Raw genomic sequence first — 16,676 nt, forward strand, 5'->3', positions numbered from 1 at the left:
ACGCGAGATTATTCGAAGAACACTTCCGGGTTTTCAGACAGCGAGACGAAGCTTTTCGTCGCTTTATCCAGGGCGAGAATTTTGCCGCTTTCAATGTCGTATACCCATCCGTGCAGGCGAAGCGAGTTATTACGCAGGCCCACCGCGACGGACGGGTGGGTCTTGATGTTGCTGAGTTGCGCAAAGACGTTTTCCTGCACCATCGCATTCACTTTATCGATCGGCTTATCCCAGCTTTTCTTCTCTACCACGGCTTTTGCCGCGTCGGAATAGCGCAGCCAGTGCGATACAGCAGGCATCGGCTCCAGGTTCGCGTTATCGGCAATCGCCTTCATCGCGCCGCAGTTGGAGTGACCGCAGATCACGATGTCGGTCACGCCCAGCGCCACTACCGCGTACTCGATAGTTGCAGAGACGCCGCCTGGCTCCGGCCCGAACGGTGGAACAATGTTGCCAGCATTACGAATAACAAAGAGTTGTCCCGGCTCTTGCTGGGTGACCAGTTCAGGGACCAGACGGCTGTCGGAGCAGGAGATAAACAGCGCTTTGGGATTCTGGCTGGACGCTAAACTGCGAAAGAGCTCTTTACGTTGCGGGAAAATCTCTTTTTGAAAGCTGAGAAAACCTTCAATGATATGTTGCATAGCAATTTCTCTTTTATCTGTTTTCGTTTAGGCATGATCGAGATCACACTCGCAAAGTTTACCCACCGTGCTTCACTTGAGACAAGCAATATATTTCTGGCCCGACCGCTGCACGATGTCATCGGCGTTTGCCGGAATGTTCTGCCCTTCGAACGCGCCGTAAAGACGGGCGAACGATTTTCCCGCCAGGCGCCGGGTAACGTCCTCAACCGTACGGGCAGGCAGCGGAAGCATATTCGGGTAGCTCCACATGAACGACACGGCCTCTTTCCCTGGGGTCACCTGCAAAATGTCTCCCGCCAGTAAAACGCCCTCGCCCTCCTGCCAGTGCAGTACCGTTCCGCCCGCAAAATGCCCGCCGAGACGCAGCAGCGTAACCGATGGGACTATCTCCAGCGCATCGCCCTCCCAGAAATGAATCGCCGGGCTGCCGCGCATCACCCACTCGCTATCGCTTACGTGCAGATAGACCGGCGCGTCGAAAGCCGCGGCCCACTCCTGCATCGTGGTGTAATAGTGCGGATGCGAAATCGCAATCGCGCGAAGACCGCCGAGTGCGGCGATGAGCGTTTGGGTTGCAGGATCAAGGTTGGCGATGCAGTCCCAGAGAATGTTACCGTGGGGGGTACGCAGGAGGAGTGCCCGCTGGTTAATGGCAAAAGCGGGTACCGTCTTGATACTGAATAACTGCGGCTCCAGCTGCTGCCATTTGTTGGCGTGTGTCGCCGTTACCGTCGCGTAATCGATCCACGCCTGGCCGCTGGCCGGAACATACTGACGTTCATCCTCGCAAATGGCACATCTCTCCGGCGTTCCCTCATAAGAAGTACCGCAGGTTCTACAGAGTGTAATCATGAGCGCTCCTCAGTGATAAAGCACTGAGTATGGCAGGGATTATCCTTATGTGCTGCGAGGTACATTGCTGGCGTTTTTTACCCTATACTGTGCCAGTATCAAAAACCGAACAGAGCAGGTGCAACATGGAAATTGATCTCGATAACTTAGTTTTTAACGGTCTGGATGAAGCGGAAGAGCGAAACGCAGAACGTCTGGACGATGCGGATAAAAAAGCGCAGGCGATTATTGCCGACGACGACTGCGGCGACGCCTGCAAGATCTGATAAAAAAGCACCGGAAAACCGGTGCTTTTTTCATTGCGGGGAAGATTACAGCTCAGGCGTCTTTTTAAACCCCGTTAGCATCAGAACCAGGCTTTCTGATGAAGACGCCGGTTCGAACTGGTAATGATTCCCCTGGCGGTCACCGCCGATATACCACGAGATTTCGGTTTTTCCTTCCGCCAGCGCCTTGCGCACGGCTTTGTCCACGTTCACCATCCGGTATTCACGAGAATGGTTCAGATAGAGCACTGCGTCGGAGCGATAGTTACAGGCCGGACGCGAGGCCCATCTTACGGTAGCAGGATCCCAGTCATTGCTGGCCGGATAGAAGAAGATCTGATCGGCACCGTTAGTTTCCACTTTGCCGCCATAAATCCGCACGCGGTATGTAAACTGCGAAGGATCCTGCCCGGCAGGCAGAGGGGGAATGTGGAACTTCACCAGCGACAGCGTTTCGCTGTTTTTCGTGCGTCCCCCGTTCTGCCAGTTATCCTGCACCAGTAAAACCTGCGGTTCGGGCTGGGAGAGGTCTGGCTCCAGGCTGCTGAGCCAGACGTTGGCCTTCGCTCTGGAATAACCATACGGGACGGTGGTGCCACAATCTAACCCGCGGTTCATGCACAGGTCAGTCATAAAGCGCGCGGCGTCTTCCGTCCAGCCGTTCATAAAATCTGCATGCGCCGTATACAGGCTACCCCACCGCTCTTCTCGCTCATCGCCGTGCATGATGGGGTCCATGGAGAGCTGCACTTTGCTGGTATCAAGCGAGCTAATCGTCGGGAGTACGTAAGCAATGTTCATGTTCACGGTGGGAATTTTCACCGGGAAGGTGGACGGGCACTGCCCCTTGACGTCGTAGGTGGCGTTAATCAGACCATGGGCAGGCTTCAGGTTCACTCCATCCCAGCAGTTAGGAAACTGAATGCCGATATTAAACTGCACGGCATCGTTCGCCTTGCGCAAGCCGCAGACCTCACCGGTTTTGGTGGTGTAACCCTTGCCGTTGGCACATAAAAAGGTGATATGTGGATTCGGCGCACTACCGTGATGGTCGCCCGCCAGCAGCGACAGCCCCGCCGGGAAAGGGTGTAGCGGCCAGGCGTCCACGTTCGATGCCTGATAATAGGTTTTTTGATACGCCGGTTTGACGACCGTGCCGTCAGGCAGGCGAAGCGAAGGTGCCCAGTAGGCAGAGCTGTCGGCTTTGTTATCGCAGGTGGTCTTTTCATCCCGGCGCAGGGATTCACGGCTGGAGTCAGCATCCGTTTGCACGTTGCCGAAGAAGTCGTGCAGCATGGCCTCGTTGGGCATGCCGTACATCATAATGGCGTCATCGCCAAGGGTATGGGAATAGCCGCAAACAACATGCGCCTGCGGTGCGGCGTGTGCCGCATGAATTGTGAAAAGTAGCGCAGGGACAGAAAGCGCGCGTGTTAACGTGGTCCGTTTCATCATTTTCTCCATGACTGAAAGGACACATTGGTAACAAAAGCGGGCTAATTAACCGAATGATTCAGAGCGTACTTTTCCGTCTTTTGAGGCTTTACAGACGTCACGCACACCTCATTCCAGTACGTTTCGCGCGTGCGGCGCAGTTCAGCGTGGCGTTTTATCATGGAACCACTCCGGGTCAATGTTGGCAACGTCTACGCCATACAGGCTGGCGACAGGCAGTATCGACTCAAGAACACGTTGCGCGCTGTTCTCCGCATTCGCGGGTCGGGTCGCAAAAAACCGCCGTAACGTGCTGATCCATTTTTTCATCGTCTTACCCTCTCTCGCCGTATCTGCCTTCAGTTAAGCACCCCAATCCCGTGCAGGGGAAATACCAAAATCCACTGTCGATGTGCAGGATCTGCAAATAGCGCCCCGTCCTTTTCACGCTTCATTAACACCTTGTTCACTAATGCTTTTTTGCTCATAGCAAAGAACGATTTCTTATTTGGCGATAGCTTTCCCTTATGGGAGCGTAACGGGGTAAAACAAAAACAACGGGATGGCGTATGACTATGGCAGCAAAAATGAAAGGGTTTAAAAAACGGACGCTGGCTCTGGGCGTAGTGGCAGCCTGGGGCCTGTTTTCAGCGCAGGCGCAGGCCGATCAGCTGGCGGATATCAAGGCAGCAGGGGTGGTGAAAGTCGCCACGTTTGATGCCAACCCGCCGTTTGGCTCGATTGATGCCAAAACGCATGAGATCGTGGGTTACGACGTGGACTTCGCCAAAGCGCTGGCAACATCGCTCGGCGTGAAGCTTGAACTGGTTGCCACCAATCCGGCCAACCGCATTCCGCTGCTGCAGTCCGGCAAAGCCGACCTGATCGTGGCGGATATTACTATCACCCCAGAACGCGCACAGGTCATTGATTTCTCGACGCCTTACTTCGTTACCGGCCAGCAGTTCCTCGTTCCGGCGAAATCACCGGACAAGCTCGATGACTATAGCCGGGCGCGCATTGGCGCAGTCAAAGGCACAACAGGCGAGCAGGCGCTGCACCAGCGTTTCCCGCAGTCCCGCGTCCTCTCTTATGACGACATTCCCCTGGCGCTGACCGCACTGCGCAACGGCAACGTACAGGCCATCACTCAGGACAGCACCATTCTGGCCGGTCTGCTGGCGCAGGCGCCGGACAAAGCCAACTTCAAAATCCTGCCCGACCTGCTCAGTAAAGAAGAGATCGGCGTGGGGGTGAAGAAAGGTGAAACGGCGCTGCTGAAAGCCGTCAACGACGAGCTGGTCAATCTCGAGAAGACCGGTCAGGCGGCTAAAATCTACGACGTCTGGTTTGGTCCTGGCACCCCTGCTCCACAGCCCCGCGCCTTTAAAATAGAAGCCAGATAATGATGCTCTCAGGTTTATTTTCCCACTCCGCGGCCGGTGCCGCGGATTTTTCACATCTGGAACAGGCCAGCGTCGAGTTTCGCCACGTGGACAAACGCTACGGTGACCATCAGGTTTTGAACGACATTAACCTCACTATCACGCCCGGTGAAGTGGTTGCCATCCTCGGCCCGTCGGGTTCCGGTAAATCCACCCTGATTCGTCTTATCAACCAGCTTGAACCCCTGAGCGGCGGGGAGATCCTGGTCGACAACAAGCCTACCGGCAGGCTCTCCGGTAGCGGGCTGCGCCAGCTGCGAAGCCGCGTGGGGTTTGTGTTTCAGCAGTTCAATCTTTATGCCCACCTCACCGCCAGCCAGAACATCACCCTGGCGCTTGAGCACGTCCACGGCTGGAAGCCGCTCCCCGCTCAGGAGCGCGCGCTGGCCCTGCTGGAGAAAGTCGGGATGCTGGAAAAAGCCCACCATTACCCGGCTGAGCTTTCCGGTGGACAGCAGCAGCGGGTCGCGATTGCCCGCGCCCTGGCCTCGTCACCGCAAATCATTCTCTTTGACGAGCCGACGTCGGCACTCGATCCCGAGATGATTGGTGAAGTGCTGTTTGTGATGAAAGCCCTCGCCCACAGCGGGATCACGATGATCGTGGTGACCCATGAGATGCAGTTTGCCCGGGAAATTGCCGACCGGATTGTCTTTATCGACGGCGGGCAAATTCTGGAAACCGCGCCGCCGGCACAGTTTTTCAGCCAGCCAGCGCATCCGCGCGCGCAGCGGTTCCTGCAAAAGGTGCTGGACCCGCTGCATCAGGAGCATCTGTAATGCCCGCGCTCGACTGGCAGGGAGTACTGACCGGACAGCCTCTGCAGTGGATACTTTCCGGATTTCTCACCACCCTGTGGGTGACGCTGGCGGGGATCGCGCTGGCCAGCCTGCTCGCACTGCTCTTTATGCTCCTGCGCCTGTCCGGTGGACGCGTCGGGAAAGCGATCGTCAGCGGCTGGGTATCGCTGTTTCGCAATACGCCGCTGCTGGTGCAGCTGCTGTTCTGGTATTTTGCCGCCTGGAACGGGCTGCCGCAGGCGTTTCGCGACGCAGTCAACGCCGATCACAGCTGGTCCATTCTGCCCGGCGACGTCTGGTGGTTTACGCCCGAATTTTTATGTTCTGCCTGGGGGCTGGGCGTATTTACCTCGGCGTTTTTAATCGAAGAAGTGGAATCAGGCTTTCGGTCTGTGCCAGCCGGGCAACGGGAGGCGGCGCTCGCCCAGGGATTCTCAGCATGGCGATTGTTTCGCTACATTCTGCTGCCGCAGGGGCTGGCTAACGCCTGGCAGCCCGTCGTGGGTCAGTATCTCAACCTGATGAAGCTCTCCTCGCTCGCCAGCGGGATTGGCTTCGCCGAGCTCACCTACCAGGTCAGGCAGATCGAAAGCTTTAACGCACACGCGCTGGAGGCATTTACCCTCGGTACCGCACTCTATCTCCTGACCGGTCTGGTCATGGGAATGGTGCTGGTCCGCCTTGGGCCGCAGGCGAAACGTAAACGTCCGATCGTCGCTACCGCAGGGAGTGAAAAACATGATTGCCGGACTTAATGTCATCACCGATAACCTCGATTATCTGCTGTGGGGACGCGCGGCAGCCGGTGAACCGGGGGGCGTGTTGCTCTCGCTGATGATGGCGACTGGAGCAGCCGTTATCGCCCTGCCCGCGGGGATTGCGCTCGCGTGCCTGGCCTGGCGCTTTACCGGGCTCGTGCGCAAAGCCCTCTTTTTATGGGCAGAGCTGATTCGCGGGATCCCGCTCATCTTCGTGATTTTCTGGATGTGGTATCTCCTGCCGCTCATGACCGGGGGCGATCTGCCGGGAGCGCTGACCGTCACGCTGGCGCTGGCCTGGTTTACGGCGGCCACCGTAATGCACTCGGTCCTGGCCGGGCTGAGCGCGCTGCCGACCGGGCAGTTCGAAGCCGCGCTGTCACAGGGATTCAGCACGCAGCAAACCCTGTGGCGCGTGCTGCTGCCGCAGGCGCTGGGGAATATTCTGCCGTCGCTGGTGGGGATTTTTATCAGCCTGCTGAAGGATACGTCGCTGGCGTTTATCGTGAACGTCCCGGAGCTGACCACGGTGGCGGGACAGGTCAACAACCGGGTGCAAATCTACCCGGCGGCCATTTTTATCTTTACGGGCGTGGTCTATTACCTGCTCTGCTGCTCGCTTGAGCAGCTTGCGAAGCGCTGGCGCCTTATCCGGCCAGCGCTTTAACCACCGTTTCCATCGCTTCGGTTGTCAATGCACTGCGTTTCACGCGCTGGTTCGCCAGCGCGGTACGCAGAACACCGGCAATGACAATATGCTTTGGCTCCTGCCCTAAATCACGCATCTCAAGCACCACCTTTCCGACCACCCGGCACATCTCCTGGTACAGCGCTTCATCTTTGGTCACGTTACCCATCGTCATCACTCCATTGCCTGTTAAACGTTGAGCTTAAATGATTCTCCTGCCGGATACAAAAAAGAAGCCCGGCGAGAGACTCGCCGGGCTTCATCTGTAAAATCAGTCAATTAGTTGTTTACTGGAATGACCGCGCCTTTGTACTTGGTGCGGATCCAGTCCTGAATCTCTTTCGAGTGCAGCACGTTCACCAGCGCGACGATGTCCTTCTTCTTCTCGTCACCGCGATGCACGGTAATGATGTTAGCGTACGGGTTGTTTTCACCGCTCTCTACCGCAATCGGGTCGTGAACCGGATCCAGACCCGCGTCAATCGCGTAGTTGGCGTTAATCACCACCGCGTCGCCTTCGTTATTGTTGTACATCTGCGGCAGCAGAGACGCTTCCACGTTAGGCGTAAACTTCAGTTTTTTCGGGTTCTCGACGATGTCGCTGATGCGCGCGGTGACTTTATCGATGCCCGGCTTCAGCTTGATCACGCCCTCTTTCTCGAAGATGGAAAGAATACGGCCCTCTTCAGAAACCGCGTCACGCATGATGATCTTGCCACCTTCCGGCAGGTCTTTCAGCGACTTGTATTTTTTGGAGTAGATGCCGATTGGCTCAATGTGGATCGCGCCCGCACTGACAAAATCGTAGTCCTTATCGCCCGCATGATCTTTTAGCACGCTGTTCAGGTAAGGAATGTGCTGGAAATAGTTCGCGTCGATGTCATGACCCGCCAGCGCGGTGTTCGGCAGAATGTAGTCCTGGAACGGTTTAATCTCCAGGTCGATCCCCTGCTTCGCCAGAATCGGCTTTGCCTGCTCCAGAATTTCCGCATGCGGCGTGTTGGACGCGCCCACGGTCAGGGTGTCGGCCCAGGAGGCAAAGCTCAGGGCGCTCAGGGTTGCAGCGGCGATCAGTGTCAGTGTCTTTTTCATGATGTGGTTCCTGTGTGTTGTTGTTACCCTAAATAGTTCGAGTCACAGGAAGGCGGCAAGTGAGTGAATCCCCAGGAGCTTACATACAGTAAGTGACTGGGGTGAACGAATGCAGCCAACGCGCCTGAGGCTCGAAATATGACGGGTATTAGCGTTTATCTAACAGTGAAGTAATGACATCGCCGCAGAACTGGATAATGAAAACGATGATCAGAATGGTCACCGTTGCCACCAGCGTGACGTCACCATGGTTGCGCTGGAATCCTTCCAGATAAGCCAGATTTCCCAAACCACCGGCGCCAATCACCCCCGCCATCGCGCTGTAGCTCACCAGCGCAATCAGCGTCACCGTAATACCCGAGACCAGTGCGGGTGATGATTCCGGCAGCAAAACCCGAAACACGAGCGTGCTCAGTCGTGCGCCCATCGAGCGTGTGGCTTCGATGACGCCTTTATCCACTTCACGCAGGGCGATCTCCACCAGGCGTGCGTAGAACGGTGCGGCACCCACAATCAGGGCCGGCAGCGCCGCGTTGGCGCCAAGAATGGTGCCGACAACGGTCTTGGTGAACGGGATCAGCAGCACAATCAAAATGATGAACGGAATTGAGCGGAACACGTTCACCACAATCGAAATAACGCTATACACCGTGCGGTTGTGGAACAGTCCGCCGCGCGCGGTTAAAAACAGCGCCAGACCCAGCACGATGCCCAGGACGAAAGTTGCCACGCCGGACAGCGCGGTCATGTACAGCGTCTCCAGCGTCGCCGCCCAGAGCTGATCCCACTTGAGATGCGGAAAGAGATTCTCAGCCATGTTTAATCACCTCGCCTTCAATATCGCTGTGCTGCAGGTCGGCGAGGATATTGTTCAGTTGTTCATCAGATGCCACGACGTGCACCCAGAGTTGACCAAACACGCCGTGAGCGGTTTGGGTCATTTTTCCGTGCAGAATGTTAAACGGCAGGCCGTAGCGCAGCGTGAGCTCACCCACAATCGGTTTATGCGTGCTGTGCCCGGTAAAGGTCAGCCTGATGACCGTCCCTTCCAGTTCGTTTGCCAGTTCGGTATTGAAGGTTTCTTCTTCAGCGTACTGGCTCACCTGACGGACAAACTGCTGCGTAATCGGCTGCTGCGGATGGGTAAAGACGCTCAGCACGTCTCCCTCTTCCACCACCTTACCGTTCTCCATCACCGCCACGCGGTCGCAGATTTTGCGCACCACGTGCATCTCGTGCGTGATCAGCACGATGGTCAGCCTGAAACGACGGTTAATATCCAGCAGCAGATCGAGGATCTGATCGGTGGTCTGGGGGTCAAGCGCGGAGGTAGCTTCATCGCAGAGCAGCACATCCGGGCGATTAGCCAGCGCACGCGCAATGCCCACGCGCTGCTTTTGCCCACCGCTCAGCTGTGATGGATAGGCATGCTCGCGACCTTTCAGGCCAACGAGTTCAATAAGCTCGGCCACGCGGGCCTTTATTTCGGCTTTCGGTACGCCGGCAATTTGCATCGAGAACGCAATATTCTCGCTGACCGTGCGCGACCACAGCAGGTTGAAGTGCTGAAACACCATGCTGATCTTCAGACGCGCCTGGCGCAGGGCTTCACCTTTTGCGGCAGAAATGTTCTGCCCGTTGATGGTTACGCTGCCGCTGCTCGGTTTTTCCAGACCATTCAGCAGGCGGATAAGCGTACTTTTACCTGCGCCGCTGTAACCAATGATCCCGTATATCTGTCCCTGTGCTATCGTCAAATTGACATTATCAACGGCTGTGAGCGCCACCTTTCCGTTGTCAAAAACCTTCGAAATATTGCTCAGTACAATCATTCTTATTCGTTATCCGTGCCGCCCGTGGCGGTTTAGCAGTATGGATGTCCAAACGATAGTAAACAGGCGTTATCAGCTTTTAAATGAACAAAAAAGAATGTGTTATAACTTTCGGCAATAAACAGCGGATTTACCGGGTGCGAAGCATTTAGACCAATTTCAGCAATGATTATCTGCCGGATGCATATCCGCTGGCGGACGGGCGCAAAAAACGGTCATTTTTGCAGCATTTTATCCCGATATAGCCATCCTCACATCCAGACAACTTTACGTCTTGCTGTCCTGCCATCCAGAAATGGCATTTATATTCCTTTCTGTTCTAAACGGCAGTGAATGGTTCTTTCTTGAGAAAATTTCACCGCCCTATCATCCCGTCATGACATCCAGAAAGGAAAACATCATGACGATTTATCACTCCGTCACCGAACTGATTGGTCGTACCCCGCTGATCCAGCTGCATAAGCTTGATACCGGTCCCTGCTCGCTGTTCCTGAAGCTGGAAAACCAAAATCCGGGCGGGTCGATTAAGGATCGCGTTGCGCTGTCGATGATTAACGAAGCGGAACGTACCGGCCAGCTGCAGCCAGGCGGCACGATTATCGAGGCCACGGCGGGCAATACCGGTCTCGGCCTGGCCCTGATCGCCGCCCAGAAAGGCTACTCGCTGATCCTGGTGGTGCCGGACAAAATGAGCCGCGAGAAGATTTTCCACCTGCGCGCGCTGGGTGCCCAGGTGGTGCTGACCCGCTCCGACGTCAACAAGGGCCATCCTGCCTATTACCAGGATTACGCCCAGCGTCTGGCGAACGAACTGCCCGGCGCGTTTTACATCGACCAGTTCAACAACGAAGCCAACCCGCTGGCGCACCGCACCACCACGGCGCCAGAACTGTATGAGCAGCTTGACGGCAGGATCGACGCCATCGTGGTAGGCGTTGGCTCAGGCGGCACGCTGGGCGGCCTGCAGGCGTGGTTCGCCGAGCACTCTCCGCACACGGAATTTGTCCTGGCTGACCCGGCTGGATCCGTTCTCGCCGACCAGGTGGAAACCGGACGCTACCACGACGCGGGCTCCTGGCTGGTTGAGGGAATTGGCGAAGACTTTATTCCTCCGCTGGCCCACATTGAAGGGGTGAATCGCGCCTGGCGCATCACCGACCGCGAGGCCTTCACCACCGCGCGCGAGCTGCTGAAAACGGAGGGCATTCTGGCGGGCTCCTCCAGCGGTACGCTGCTGGCGGCCGCGCTGAAGTATTGCCAGGCACAAGCCACGCCGAAGCGGGTGGTGACCTTCGCCTGCGACAGCGGCAACAAATATCTCTCGAAGATGTTTAACGACGACTGGATGCGACAGCAGGGGCTCATCACGCGTCCTCAGGCCGGCGATCTCTCTGATTACATCGCCCTGCGCCACGATGAAGGCGCCACCGTCACCGCTGCCCCGGACGACACGCTCTCCACTGTCCTGGCGCGCATGCGTCTGTATGACATCTCCCAGCTGCCGGTGCTGGAGAACGGCAAGGTGGTGGGCATTATCGACGAGTGGGATCTCCTGCGGCATATCGGCGGCGACGGCGATCGCTTCGCGCTGCCGGTGACGGCAGCCATGACGCGTCAGGTCGAGTTCCTTGACAAGCACGCGCCGGAAAGCGCCCTGCACGCCATCTTCGACCGCGGCCTGGTGGCCGTCATTAATGACAACGACCGTTTTCTCGGTCTGATTACGCGCAGCGACGTTCTGACCGCCTGGCGCAACCGTCTACAGCAATAAAGGAATCAATGATGAAAAATCTGGCCACCCTCAGCGTCCACAGCGGCGAATTCAACGACCAGCACGGGGCCGTCATGCCGCCGATTTATGCCACCTCGACGTTTGCGCAACCCGCGCCCGGGGAGCATACCGGCTACGAGTACTCCCGCAGCGGCAACCCCACCCGCCATGCGCTGGAAACGGCGATTGCCGAACTGGAGGGCGGCACGCGCGGCTACGCTTTTGCCTCCGGTCTGGCGGCCATCTCCACGGTGCTCGAACTGCTGGATAAAGACAGCCACATCGTCGCCATTGATGACGTTTACGGTGGGACGTACCGTCTGATTGAAAACGTGCGCAAGCGCAGCACCGGGCTGCAGGTCAGCTGGGTTAAACCGGACGACCTGGCCGGGCTCGAGGCCGCCATTCGCCCGGAAACGCGTATGGTCTGGGTCGAAACGCCAACCAACCCGCTGCTGAAGCTGGCGGATCTGGCGGCGATTGCGGCGATCGCCCGTCGTCATAACGTCATCAGCGTGGCGGATAACACGTTCGCGTCGCCGGTGATCCACCGTCCGCTGGAGTCCGGGTTCGATATCGTGGTGCACTCCGCCACTAAATACCTTAACGGCCACTCTGACGTCGTCGCCGGGCTGGCGGTGGTGGGCGATAACAAGGCGCTGGCGGACAAGCTCGGCTATCTGCAGAACGCGGTGGGCGGCGTTCTGGATCCGTTCAGCAGCTTCCTGACGCTGCGCGGTATTCGCACGCTCGCGCTGAGGGTCGAAAAGCACAGCACCAACGCGCTGGCGATTGCGCAATGGCTGGAGCAGCATCCGCTGGTCGAAAACGTGTACTATCCAGGACTGGAATCGCATCCGCAGTACCAGCTTGCCCGCACGCAGATGGCGCTGCCCGGTGGCATGATTTCCGTCGTGGTAAAAGGCGATGCGCAACGCGCCACCGAGGTGATTCGCAACCTGAAGTTGTTCACCCTTGCGGAAAGCCTGGGCGGCGTGGAAAGTCTGGTGAGCCAGCCTTACAGCATGACCCACGCCTCAATTCCGCTTGAGCAACGTCTGGCGAACGGCATTGTGCCGCAGCTGATCCGCCTGTCGGTGGGGATTGAAGATCCTAAAGACCTGATTGCCGACCTCAGCCAGGCGCTGCAAAAATAAGCAAAGTGCGGCAGGTCCCTCACCTGCCGCGATAAGTTGTCATCATGGCTTAACGCCTTGATAACAATATTATGTGAAACAGCACAGATTATTTCTGAAACACCGTTTCCATTTTCCTTTTATCTTAAAATCAGCGTATAATGCGCGCCTAATCCCTGGTGAATGGTTTCAGCGCTTGGAATACAAAAAACAACGTACAACTTCTCCTCTCCTTCGTTGGGCTGTCACTCAGGCACACTTTCTTCTGCACGCTCATTTGATGTCTCCTATCCTTAGTGCGTGTCATATACTCTTTTGCAACACAGGTTTGACTCCGCGGCGGTGCGCCCCCGGAGCGAGATTTCCATATCCTTCCCAACTTAAAGACTAAGACTGTCATGAAAAAGACGAAAATTGTTTGTACTATCGGCCCGAAAACCGAATCTGAAGAGATGCTGAGCAAAATGCTGGATGCCGGCATGAACGTGATGCGTCTGAACTTCTCCCACGGTGACTACGCAGAGCACGGCCAGCGCATCCAGAACTTGCGCAACGTGATGAGCAAGACCGGTAAAAAAGCGGCCATCCTGCTGGATACCAAAGGTCCAGAAATCCGTACCATCAAGCTGGAAGGCGGTAACGACGTCTCTCTGAAAGCGGGCCAGACCTTCACCTTCACCACCGACAAATCCGTTATCGGCAACAGCGAAATCGTTGCAGTGACCTACGAAGGCTTCACCAGCGATCTGTCCGTTGGTAACACCGTGCTGGTCGACGATGGCCTGATCGGTATGGAAGTCACCGCTATCGAAGGCAACAAAGTTATCTGTAAAGTGCTGAACAACGGCGACCTGGGCGAAAACAAAGGCGTTAACCTGCCGGGCGTCTCCATCGCGCTGCCAGCCCTGGCTGAAAAAGACAAGCAGGACCTGATCTTCGGCTGCGAGCAAGGCGTTGACTTCGTCGCGGCCTCCTTCATCCGTAAGCGTTCCGACGTGGTTGAAATCCGTGAGCACCTGAAAGCACACGGCGGCGAGAAGATCCAGATCATCTCCAAAATCGAAAACCAGGAAGGCCTGAACAACTTCGACGAAATCCTCGAAGCGTCTGACGGCATCATGGTTGCACGTGGTGACCTGGGCGTTGAAATCCCGGTTGAAGAAGTGATCTTCGCGCAGAAGATGATGATCGAGAAGTGTGTGCGCGCGCGTAAAGTGGTTATCACCGCCACGCAGATGCTGGACTCCATGATCAAAAACCCACGCCCAACCCGCGCTGAAGCAGGCGACGTGGCAAACGCCATTCTCGACGGTACTGACGCAGTAATGCTGTCCGGTGAATCCGCGAAAGGTAAATACCCGCTGGAAGCGGTCGGCATCATGGCGACCATCTGTGAACGTACTGACCGCGTGATGACCAGCCGTCTGGACTTCAACAACGACAGCCGCAAGCTGCGTATCACCGAAGCAGTATGCCGCGGTGCGGTAGAAACTGCTGAAAAACTGGAAGCACCACTGATTGTGGTTGCTACTCAGGGCGGTAAATCTGCGCGCGCCGTGCGTAAATACTTCCCGGATGCGACCATCCTGGCCCTGACCACCAACGAAACCACCGCTCGTCAGCTGGTGTTGAGCAAAGGCGTCGTTGCGCACCTGGTTAAAGAGATCGCCTCTACTGACGATTTCTACATTCAGGGTAAAGCACTGGCTCTGGAAAGCGGTCTGGCACAGAAAGGCGACGTTGTGGTCATGGTTTCTGGCGCCCTGGTACCAAGCGGCACCACCAATACCGCATCTGTTCACGTGCTGTAATAATTCCCGAACGAATTAATTTGGATAAAAAGCGCCCATTGGGCGCTTTTTTTATTCCCGGCATTAGCCAAACGCATTCAAAATGCAAATCGGGTTTTTCTATTTAATTGCGAATTATCTAAGATGAATCCGATGATAAATGCCTTTTTTTCCTTAGATTTTTGCCCGAAAAGGGCTGATTCGGTGCTTCTTTGAGCGAACGATCAAAAATAGGTGTATTCCCATCAAAAAAATATTCTCAACCCAAAAAACTTTGTGTAATACTTGTAACGCTACATGGAGATTAACTCAATCTAGAGGGTATTAATAATGAATCGTACTAAACTGGTACTGGGCGCGGTAATCCTGGGTTCTACTCTGCTGGCTGGTTGCTCCAGCAACGCTAAAATCGATCAGCTGTCTTCTGACGTTCAGACTCTGAACGCTAAAGTTGACCAGCTGAGCAACGACGTGAACGCAATGCGTTCCGACGTTCAGGCTGCTAAAGACGACGCAGCTCGCGCTAACCAGCGTCTGGACAACCAGGCTACTAAATACCGTAAGTAATAGTACCTGTTAATAAAATGGCGCACATTGTGCGCCATTTTTTTTGCCTGCGTCAAACGCCTACTGCGTCACCCTCTCCCCTTCATCTTCCGCCACCGCAGCAGACATCCGGCTGTTCTGCACCGACAACACGCTATTGCTGGCTGACGGGCCGCTACCGGACGACACGATAACCGGGATCCCGGCACGACGTGACAGCGCTTTATCAATCAGCGCCTTATCGCTTCCTGCCTGAGAAACAAAGGCCGCAAAGTCGGCGGAATGGGTAATGGGCGAGACCTGCGGATTTTCCCCTTCTACCTGCGCCAGCGGACGGTGGACCTCAATATAGCGTTTACCATCCGGCTCCACGGAAAACTTCACGGGTTCATTAATAATCTGCACACGCGTGCCCACCCGCACCTGTTCGAACAGCGCCTTAATGTCCGGGGCGTTCATCCGCATACAGCCAGAGCTGACCCGCAGGCCAACGCTGTCCGGCGCGCTGGTGCCATGAATGAGATATTCCCCATTCCCCACGCCTAAACGCAGTGCGAAGCGTCCTAGCGGGTTATTTGGCCCGGCAGGGACCACCGGAGGCAGTTTAATGCCCTGCTCCAGAGAACGTGCTCGTATGCCCGGCGTGGGTGTCCAGGTGGGATTCGGGATCTTCTGGCTCACCCGCGTGGTCGTTACCGGCGTTTCCAGCCCCAGCTGACCAATGCCCAGAGGATAAACCTGAACAATATTTTGCCCCGGCGGGAAGTAGTAGAGCCGAAGCTCAGCAAGATTCACCACAATCCCCTCGCGGGGCGTATCCGGCAACAGCATTTGCGACGGAATGGTTATCACGGTTCCTGGCGCAGGGTTTACCGGCGCAATGGTATTGTTGGTTTCCAGGAGCACCTGCGCCGCCGTATTAAACCGGCGGGCGATGGTCTGCAGCTTATTATCCCCTTCCTGTATCGTGTAGGTTTGATTTTGCCCAATCAGACGACTGCCTGCGGGCGGCAACGGATAGTCCATCGCGCGGGCCGAATGAAGGGCTCCGAGCGAACTGAGGAGTAATAGAGTAATGAGAGACGCGCGCTTCATGCTGAGATTCCTTATTCACTGACAGAACGCCAGAAAGCTGAAAAACCAGCGAGGCGGGAACCACCTCGCGAAACAGAATGAATGCTGTTCTGTAAGTCTAGCTAAGGATTGCAGCTTTGGCGCGGATGGCGCGAATCATCGCTTCCAGTCCCTGAGAGCGGGACGGGGTGAGGTGTTGGGTTAAGGCCATTTTTTCAAACCACGGACGAACATCGAACGCGACGATATCCTGCGCAGACATCTTCTGGAAAAGGCTAAAGACGACCGCAATAAGCCCTTTTACAATGGCGGCATCGCTGTCGCCGCGCAATTCGATCGTGCCGTCATCCGACTGCTCCATCACAATCCAAACCTGGCTCTGGCAGCCCTGAATACTGTTCTCCGGGCTGTGCGCCTCTTCACCGAGCGGCGGCAAACGCTGTCCCAGCTCGATGATATAGAGATACTTCTCTTCCCAGTTTGCGCAACGCGAGAAGTTGCGCAGTAATTTATCTTTGTCCGGCAGCTCTGCCATCTTTCGCCTC

General features: G+C 56.1%; 19 protein-coding genes. 9 read left to right on the plus strand and 10 right to left on the minus strand.

Features of this window, described 5'->3' with window-relative positions; genetic code table 11:
• Positions 1-8: 8 nt before the first annotated feature.
• Together AA74_RS0105250 and AA74_RS0105255 are read right to left on the minus strand one after the other, a co-directional pair.
• Positions 9-644: a carbonic anhydrase gene (locus AA74_RS0105250; protein ID WP_008500605.1), complete on the minus strand. Its 636-nt coding sequence runs from the start codon at positions 642-644 to the stop codon at positions 9-11.
• Positions 645-716: 72 nt separating this feature from the next.
• Positions 717-1,499 (minus strand): MBL fold metallo-hydrolase, encoded by a 783-nt coding sequence (locus tag AA74_RS0105255; RefSeq protein ID WP_025911603.1) that lies wholly within the window; start codon positions 1,497-1,499, stop codon positions 717-719.
• Between the two features lie 125 nt (positions 1,500-1,624).
• On the opposite strand from AA74_RS0105255, the gene AA74_RS1000000123340 reads away from it, so the two are divergent.
• On the plus strand, positions 1,625-1,765 hold the full coding sequence (locus AA74_RS1000000123340) for a hypothetical protein (protein WP_008500607.1): 141 nt from the start codon (positions 1,625-1,627) through the stop codon (positions 1,763-1,765).
• Positions 1,766-1,810: 45 nt separating this feature from the next.
• On the opposite strand, the gene AA74_RS0105265 is transcribed toward AA74_RS1000000123340, so the two are convergent.
• Together AA74_RS0105265 and AA74_RS1000000123550 are read right to left on the minus strand one after the other, a co-directional pair.
• A complete protein-coding gene (locus AA74_RS0105265) occupies positions 1,811-3,217 on the minus strand; it encodes a DUF1996 domain-containing protein (protein WP_021241120.1) in 1,407 nt (468 codons plus the stop codon).
• Between the two features lie 144 nt (positions 3,218-3,361).
• Complete coding sequence (locus tag AA74_RS1000000123550) at positions 3,362-3,529, minus strand: hypothetical protein (protein ID WP_008500610.1); 168 nt, start codon at positions 3,527-3,529, stop codon at positions 3,362-3,364.
• A gap of 245 nt (positions 3,530-3,774) precedes the next feature.
• On the opposite strand from AA74_RS1000000123550, the gene AA74_RS0105280 reads away from it, so the two are divergent.
• From AA74_RS0105280 to AA74_RS0105295, 4 genes are read left to right on the plus strand one after another with little or no spacing between them, the layout of a single operon-like run.
• Positions 3,775-4,605 (plus strand): ABC transporter substrate-binding protein, encoded by an 831-nt coding sequence (locus AA74_RS0105280; protein WP_025911606.1) that lies wholly within the window; start codon positions 3,775-3,777, stop codon positions 4,603-4,605.
• Positions 4,606-4,607: 2 nt separating this feature from the next.
• Positions 4,608-5,423 (plus strand): amino acid ABC transporter ATP-binding protein, encoded by an 816-nt coding sequence (locus AA74_RS01000000122030; protein ID WP_025911608.1) that lies wholly within the window; start codon positions 4,608-4,610, stop codon positions 5,421-5,423.
• Positions 5,423-6,199 (plus strand): amino acid ABC transporter permease, encoded by a 777-nt coding sequence (locus AA74_RS0105290; protein WP_025911610.1) that lies wholly within the window; start codon positions 5,423-5,425, stop codon positions 6,197-6,199. Before AA74_RS01000000122030 ends, AA74_RS0105290 begins: the two co-directional genes overlap by 1 nt.
• Positions 6,183-6,869 carry an amino acid ABC transporter permease gene (locus AA74_RS0105295; RefSeq protein ID WP_025911612.1) on the plus strand — a complete coding sequence of 229 codons (687 nt, stop codon included), beginning with the start codon at positions 6,183-6,185 and terminating at the stop codon, positions 6,867-6,869. The genes AA74_RS0105290 and AA74_RS0105295 overlap by 17 nt, the downstream gene beginning before the upstream one ends.
• On the opposite strand, the gene fumD is transcribed toward AA74_RS0105295, so the two are convergent.
• The 4 genes from fumD to AA74_RS0105315 all read right to left on the minus strand — a co-directional run bounded on the left by fumD (position 6,850) and on the right by AA74_RS0105315 (position 9,814).
• On the minus strand, positions 6,850-7,059 hold the full coding sequence (fumD, locus tag AA74_RS0105300; RefSeq protein ID WP_023343959.1) for a fumarate hydratase FumD: 210 nt from the start codon (positions 7,057-7,059) through the stop codon (positions 6,850-6,852). The genes AA74_RS0105295 and fumD overlap by 20 nt on opposite strands.
• Before the next feature lie 110 nt (positions 7,060-7,169).
• Positions 7,170-7,982 carry a MetQ/NlpA family ABC transporter substrate-binding protein gene (locus tag AA74_RS0105305; RefSeq protein WP_008500616.1) on the minus strand — a complete coding sequence of 271 codons (813 nt, stop codon included), beginning with the start codon at positions 7,980-7,982 and terminating at the stop codon, positions 7,170-7,172.
• 148 nt (positions 7,983-8,130) lie between these two features.
• The gene (locus AA74_RS0105310; RefSeq protein WP_008500617.1) at positions 8,131-8,799 is read right to left on the minus strand and encodes a methionine ABC transporter permease; all 669 of its coding nucleotides are present in this window, start codon (positions 8,797-8,799) and stop codon (positions 8,131-8,133) included.
• Positions 8,792-9,814, minus strand: coding sequence for a methionine ABC transporter ATP-binding protein (locus AA74_RS0105315; protein WP_025911617.1), 1,023 nt, complete (start codon positions 9,812-9,814; stop codon positions 8,792-8,794). Before AA74_RS0105315 ends, AA74_RS0105310 begins: the two co-directional genes overlap by 8 nt.
• A gap of 400 nt (positions 9,815-10,214) precedes the next feature.
• Here AA74_RS0105315 and AA74_RS0105320 point away from each other — a divergent pair, with 400 nt between their 5' ends.
• The 4 genes from AA74_RS0105320 to lpp all read left to right on the plus strand — a co-directional run bounded on the left by AA74_RS0105320 (position 10,215) and on the right by lpp (position 15,078).
• A complete protein-coding gene (locus AA74_RS0105320) occupies positions 10,215-11,585 on the plus strand; it encodes a cystathionine beta-synthase (protein WP_008500619.1) in 1,371 nt (456 codons plus the stop codon).
• Positions 11,586-11,596: 11 nt separating this feature from the next.
• Complete coding sequence (locus AA74_RS0105325) at positions 11,597-12,742, plus strand: PLP-dependent aspartate aminotransferase family protein (RefSeq protein WP_021241113.1); 1,146 nt, start codon at positions 11,597-11,599, stop codon at positions 12,740-12,742.
• A gap of 377 nt (positions 12,743-13,119) precedes the next feature.
• Positions 13,120-14,532, plus strand: a complete 1,413-nt coding sequence (gene pykF / locus AA74_RS0105330; protein ID WP_008500621.1) for a pyruvate kinase PykF — start codon at positions 13,120-13,122, stop codon at positions 14,530-14,532.
• A gap of 309 nt (positions 14,533-14,841) precedes the next feature.
• The gene (lpp, locus tag AA74_RS0105335; RefSeq protein WP_001082307.1) at positions 14,842-15,078 is read left to right on the plus strand and encodes a murein lipoprotein Lpp; all 237 of its coding nucleotides are present in this window, start codon (positions 14,842-14,844) and stop codon (positions 15,076-15,078) included.
• Positions 15,079-15,138: 60 nt separating this feature from the next.
• Here the strand turns inward: lpp and AA74_RS0105340 are convergent, their stop codons facing one another.
• Positions 15,139-16,152, minus strand: coding sequence for a L,D-transpeptidase family protein (locus AA74_RS0105340; RefSeq protein WP_025911621.1), 1,014 nt, complete (start codon positions 16,150-16,152; stop codon positions 15,139-15,141).
• Positions 16,153-16,249: 97 nt separating this feature from the next.
• Complete coding sequence (gene sufE, locus AA74_RS0105345; protein WP_025911623.1) at positions 16,250-16,666, minus strand: cysteine desulfuration protein SufE; 417 nt, start codon at positions 16,664-16,666, stop codon at positions 16,250-16,252.
• Positions 16,667-16,676: the final 10 nt, after the last annotated feature.

It is taken from the genome of Enterobacter sp. 5-4 (genome assembly GCF_000612205.1).
GTDB lineage: Bacteria > Pseudomonadota > Gammaproteobacteria > Enterobacterales > Enterobacteriaceae > Enterobacter > Enterobacter roggenkampii.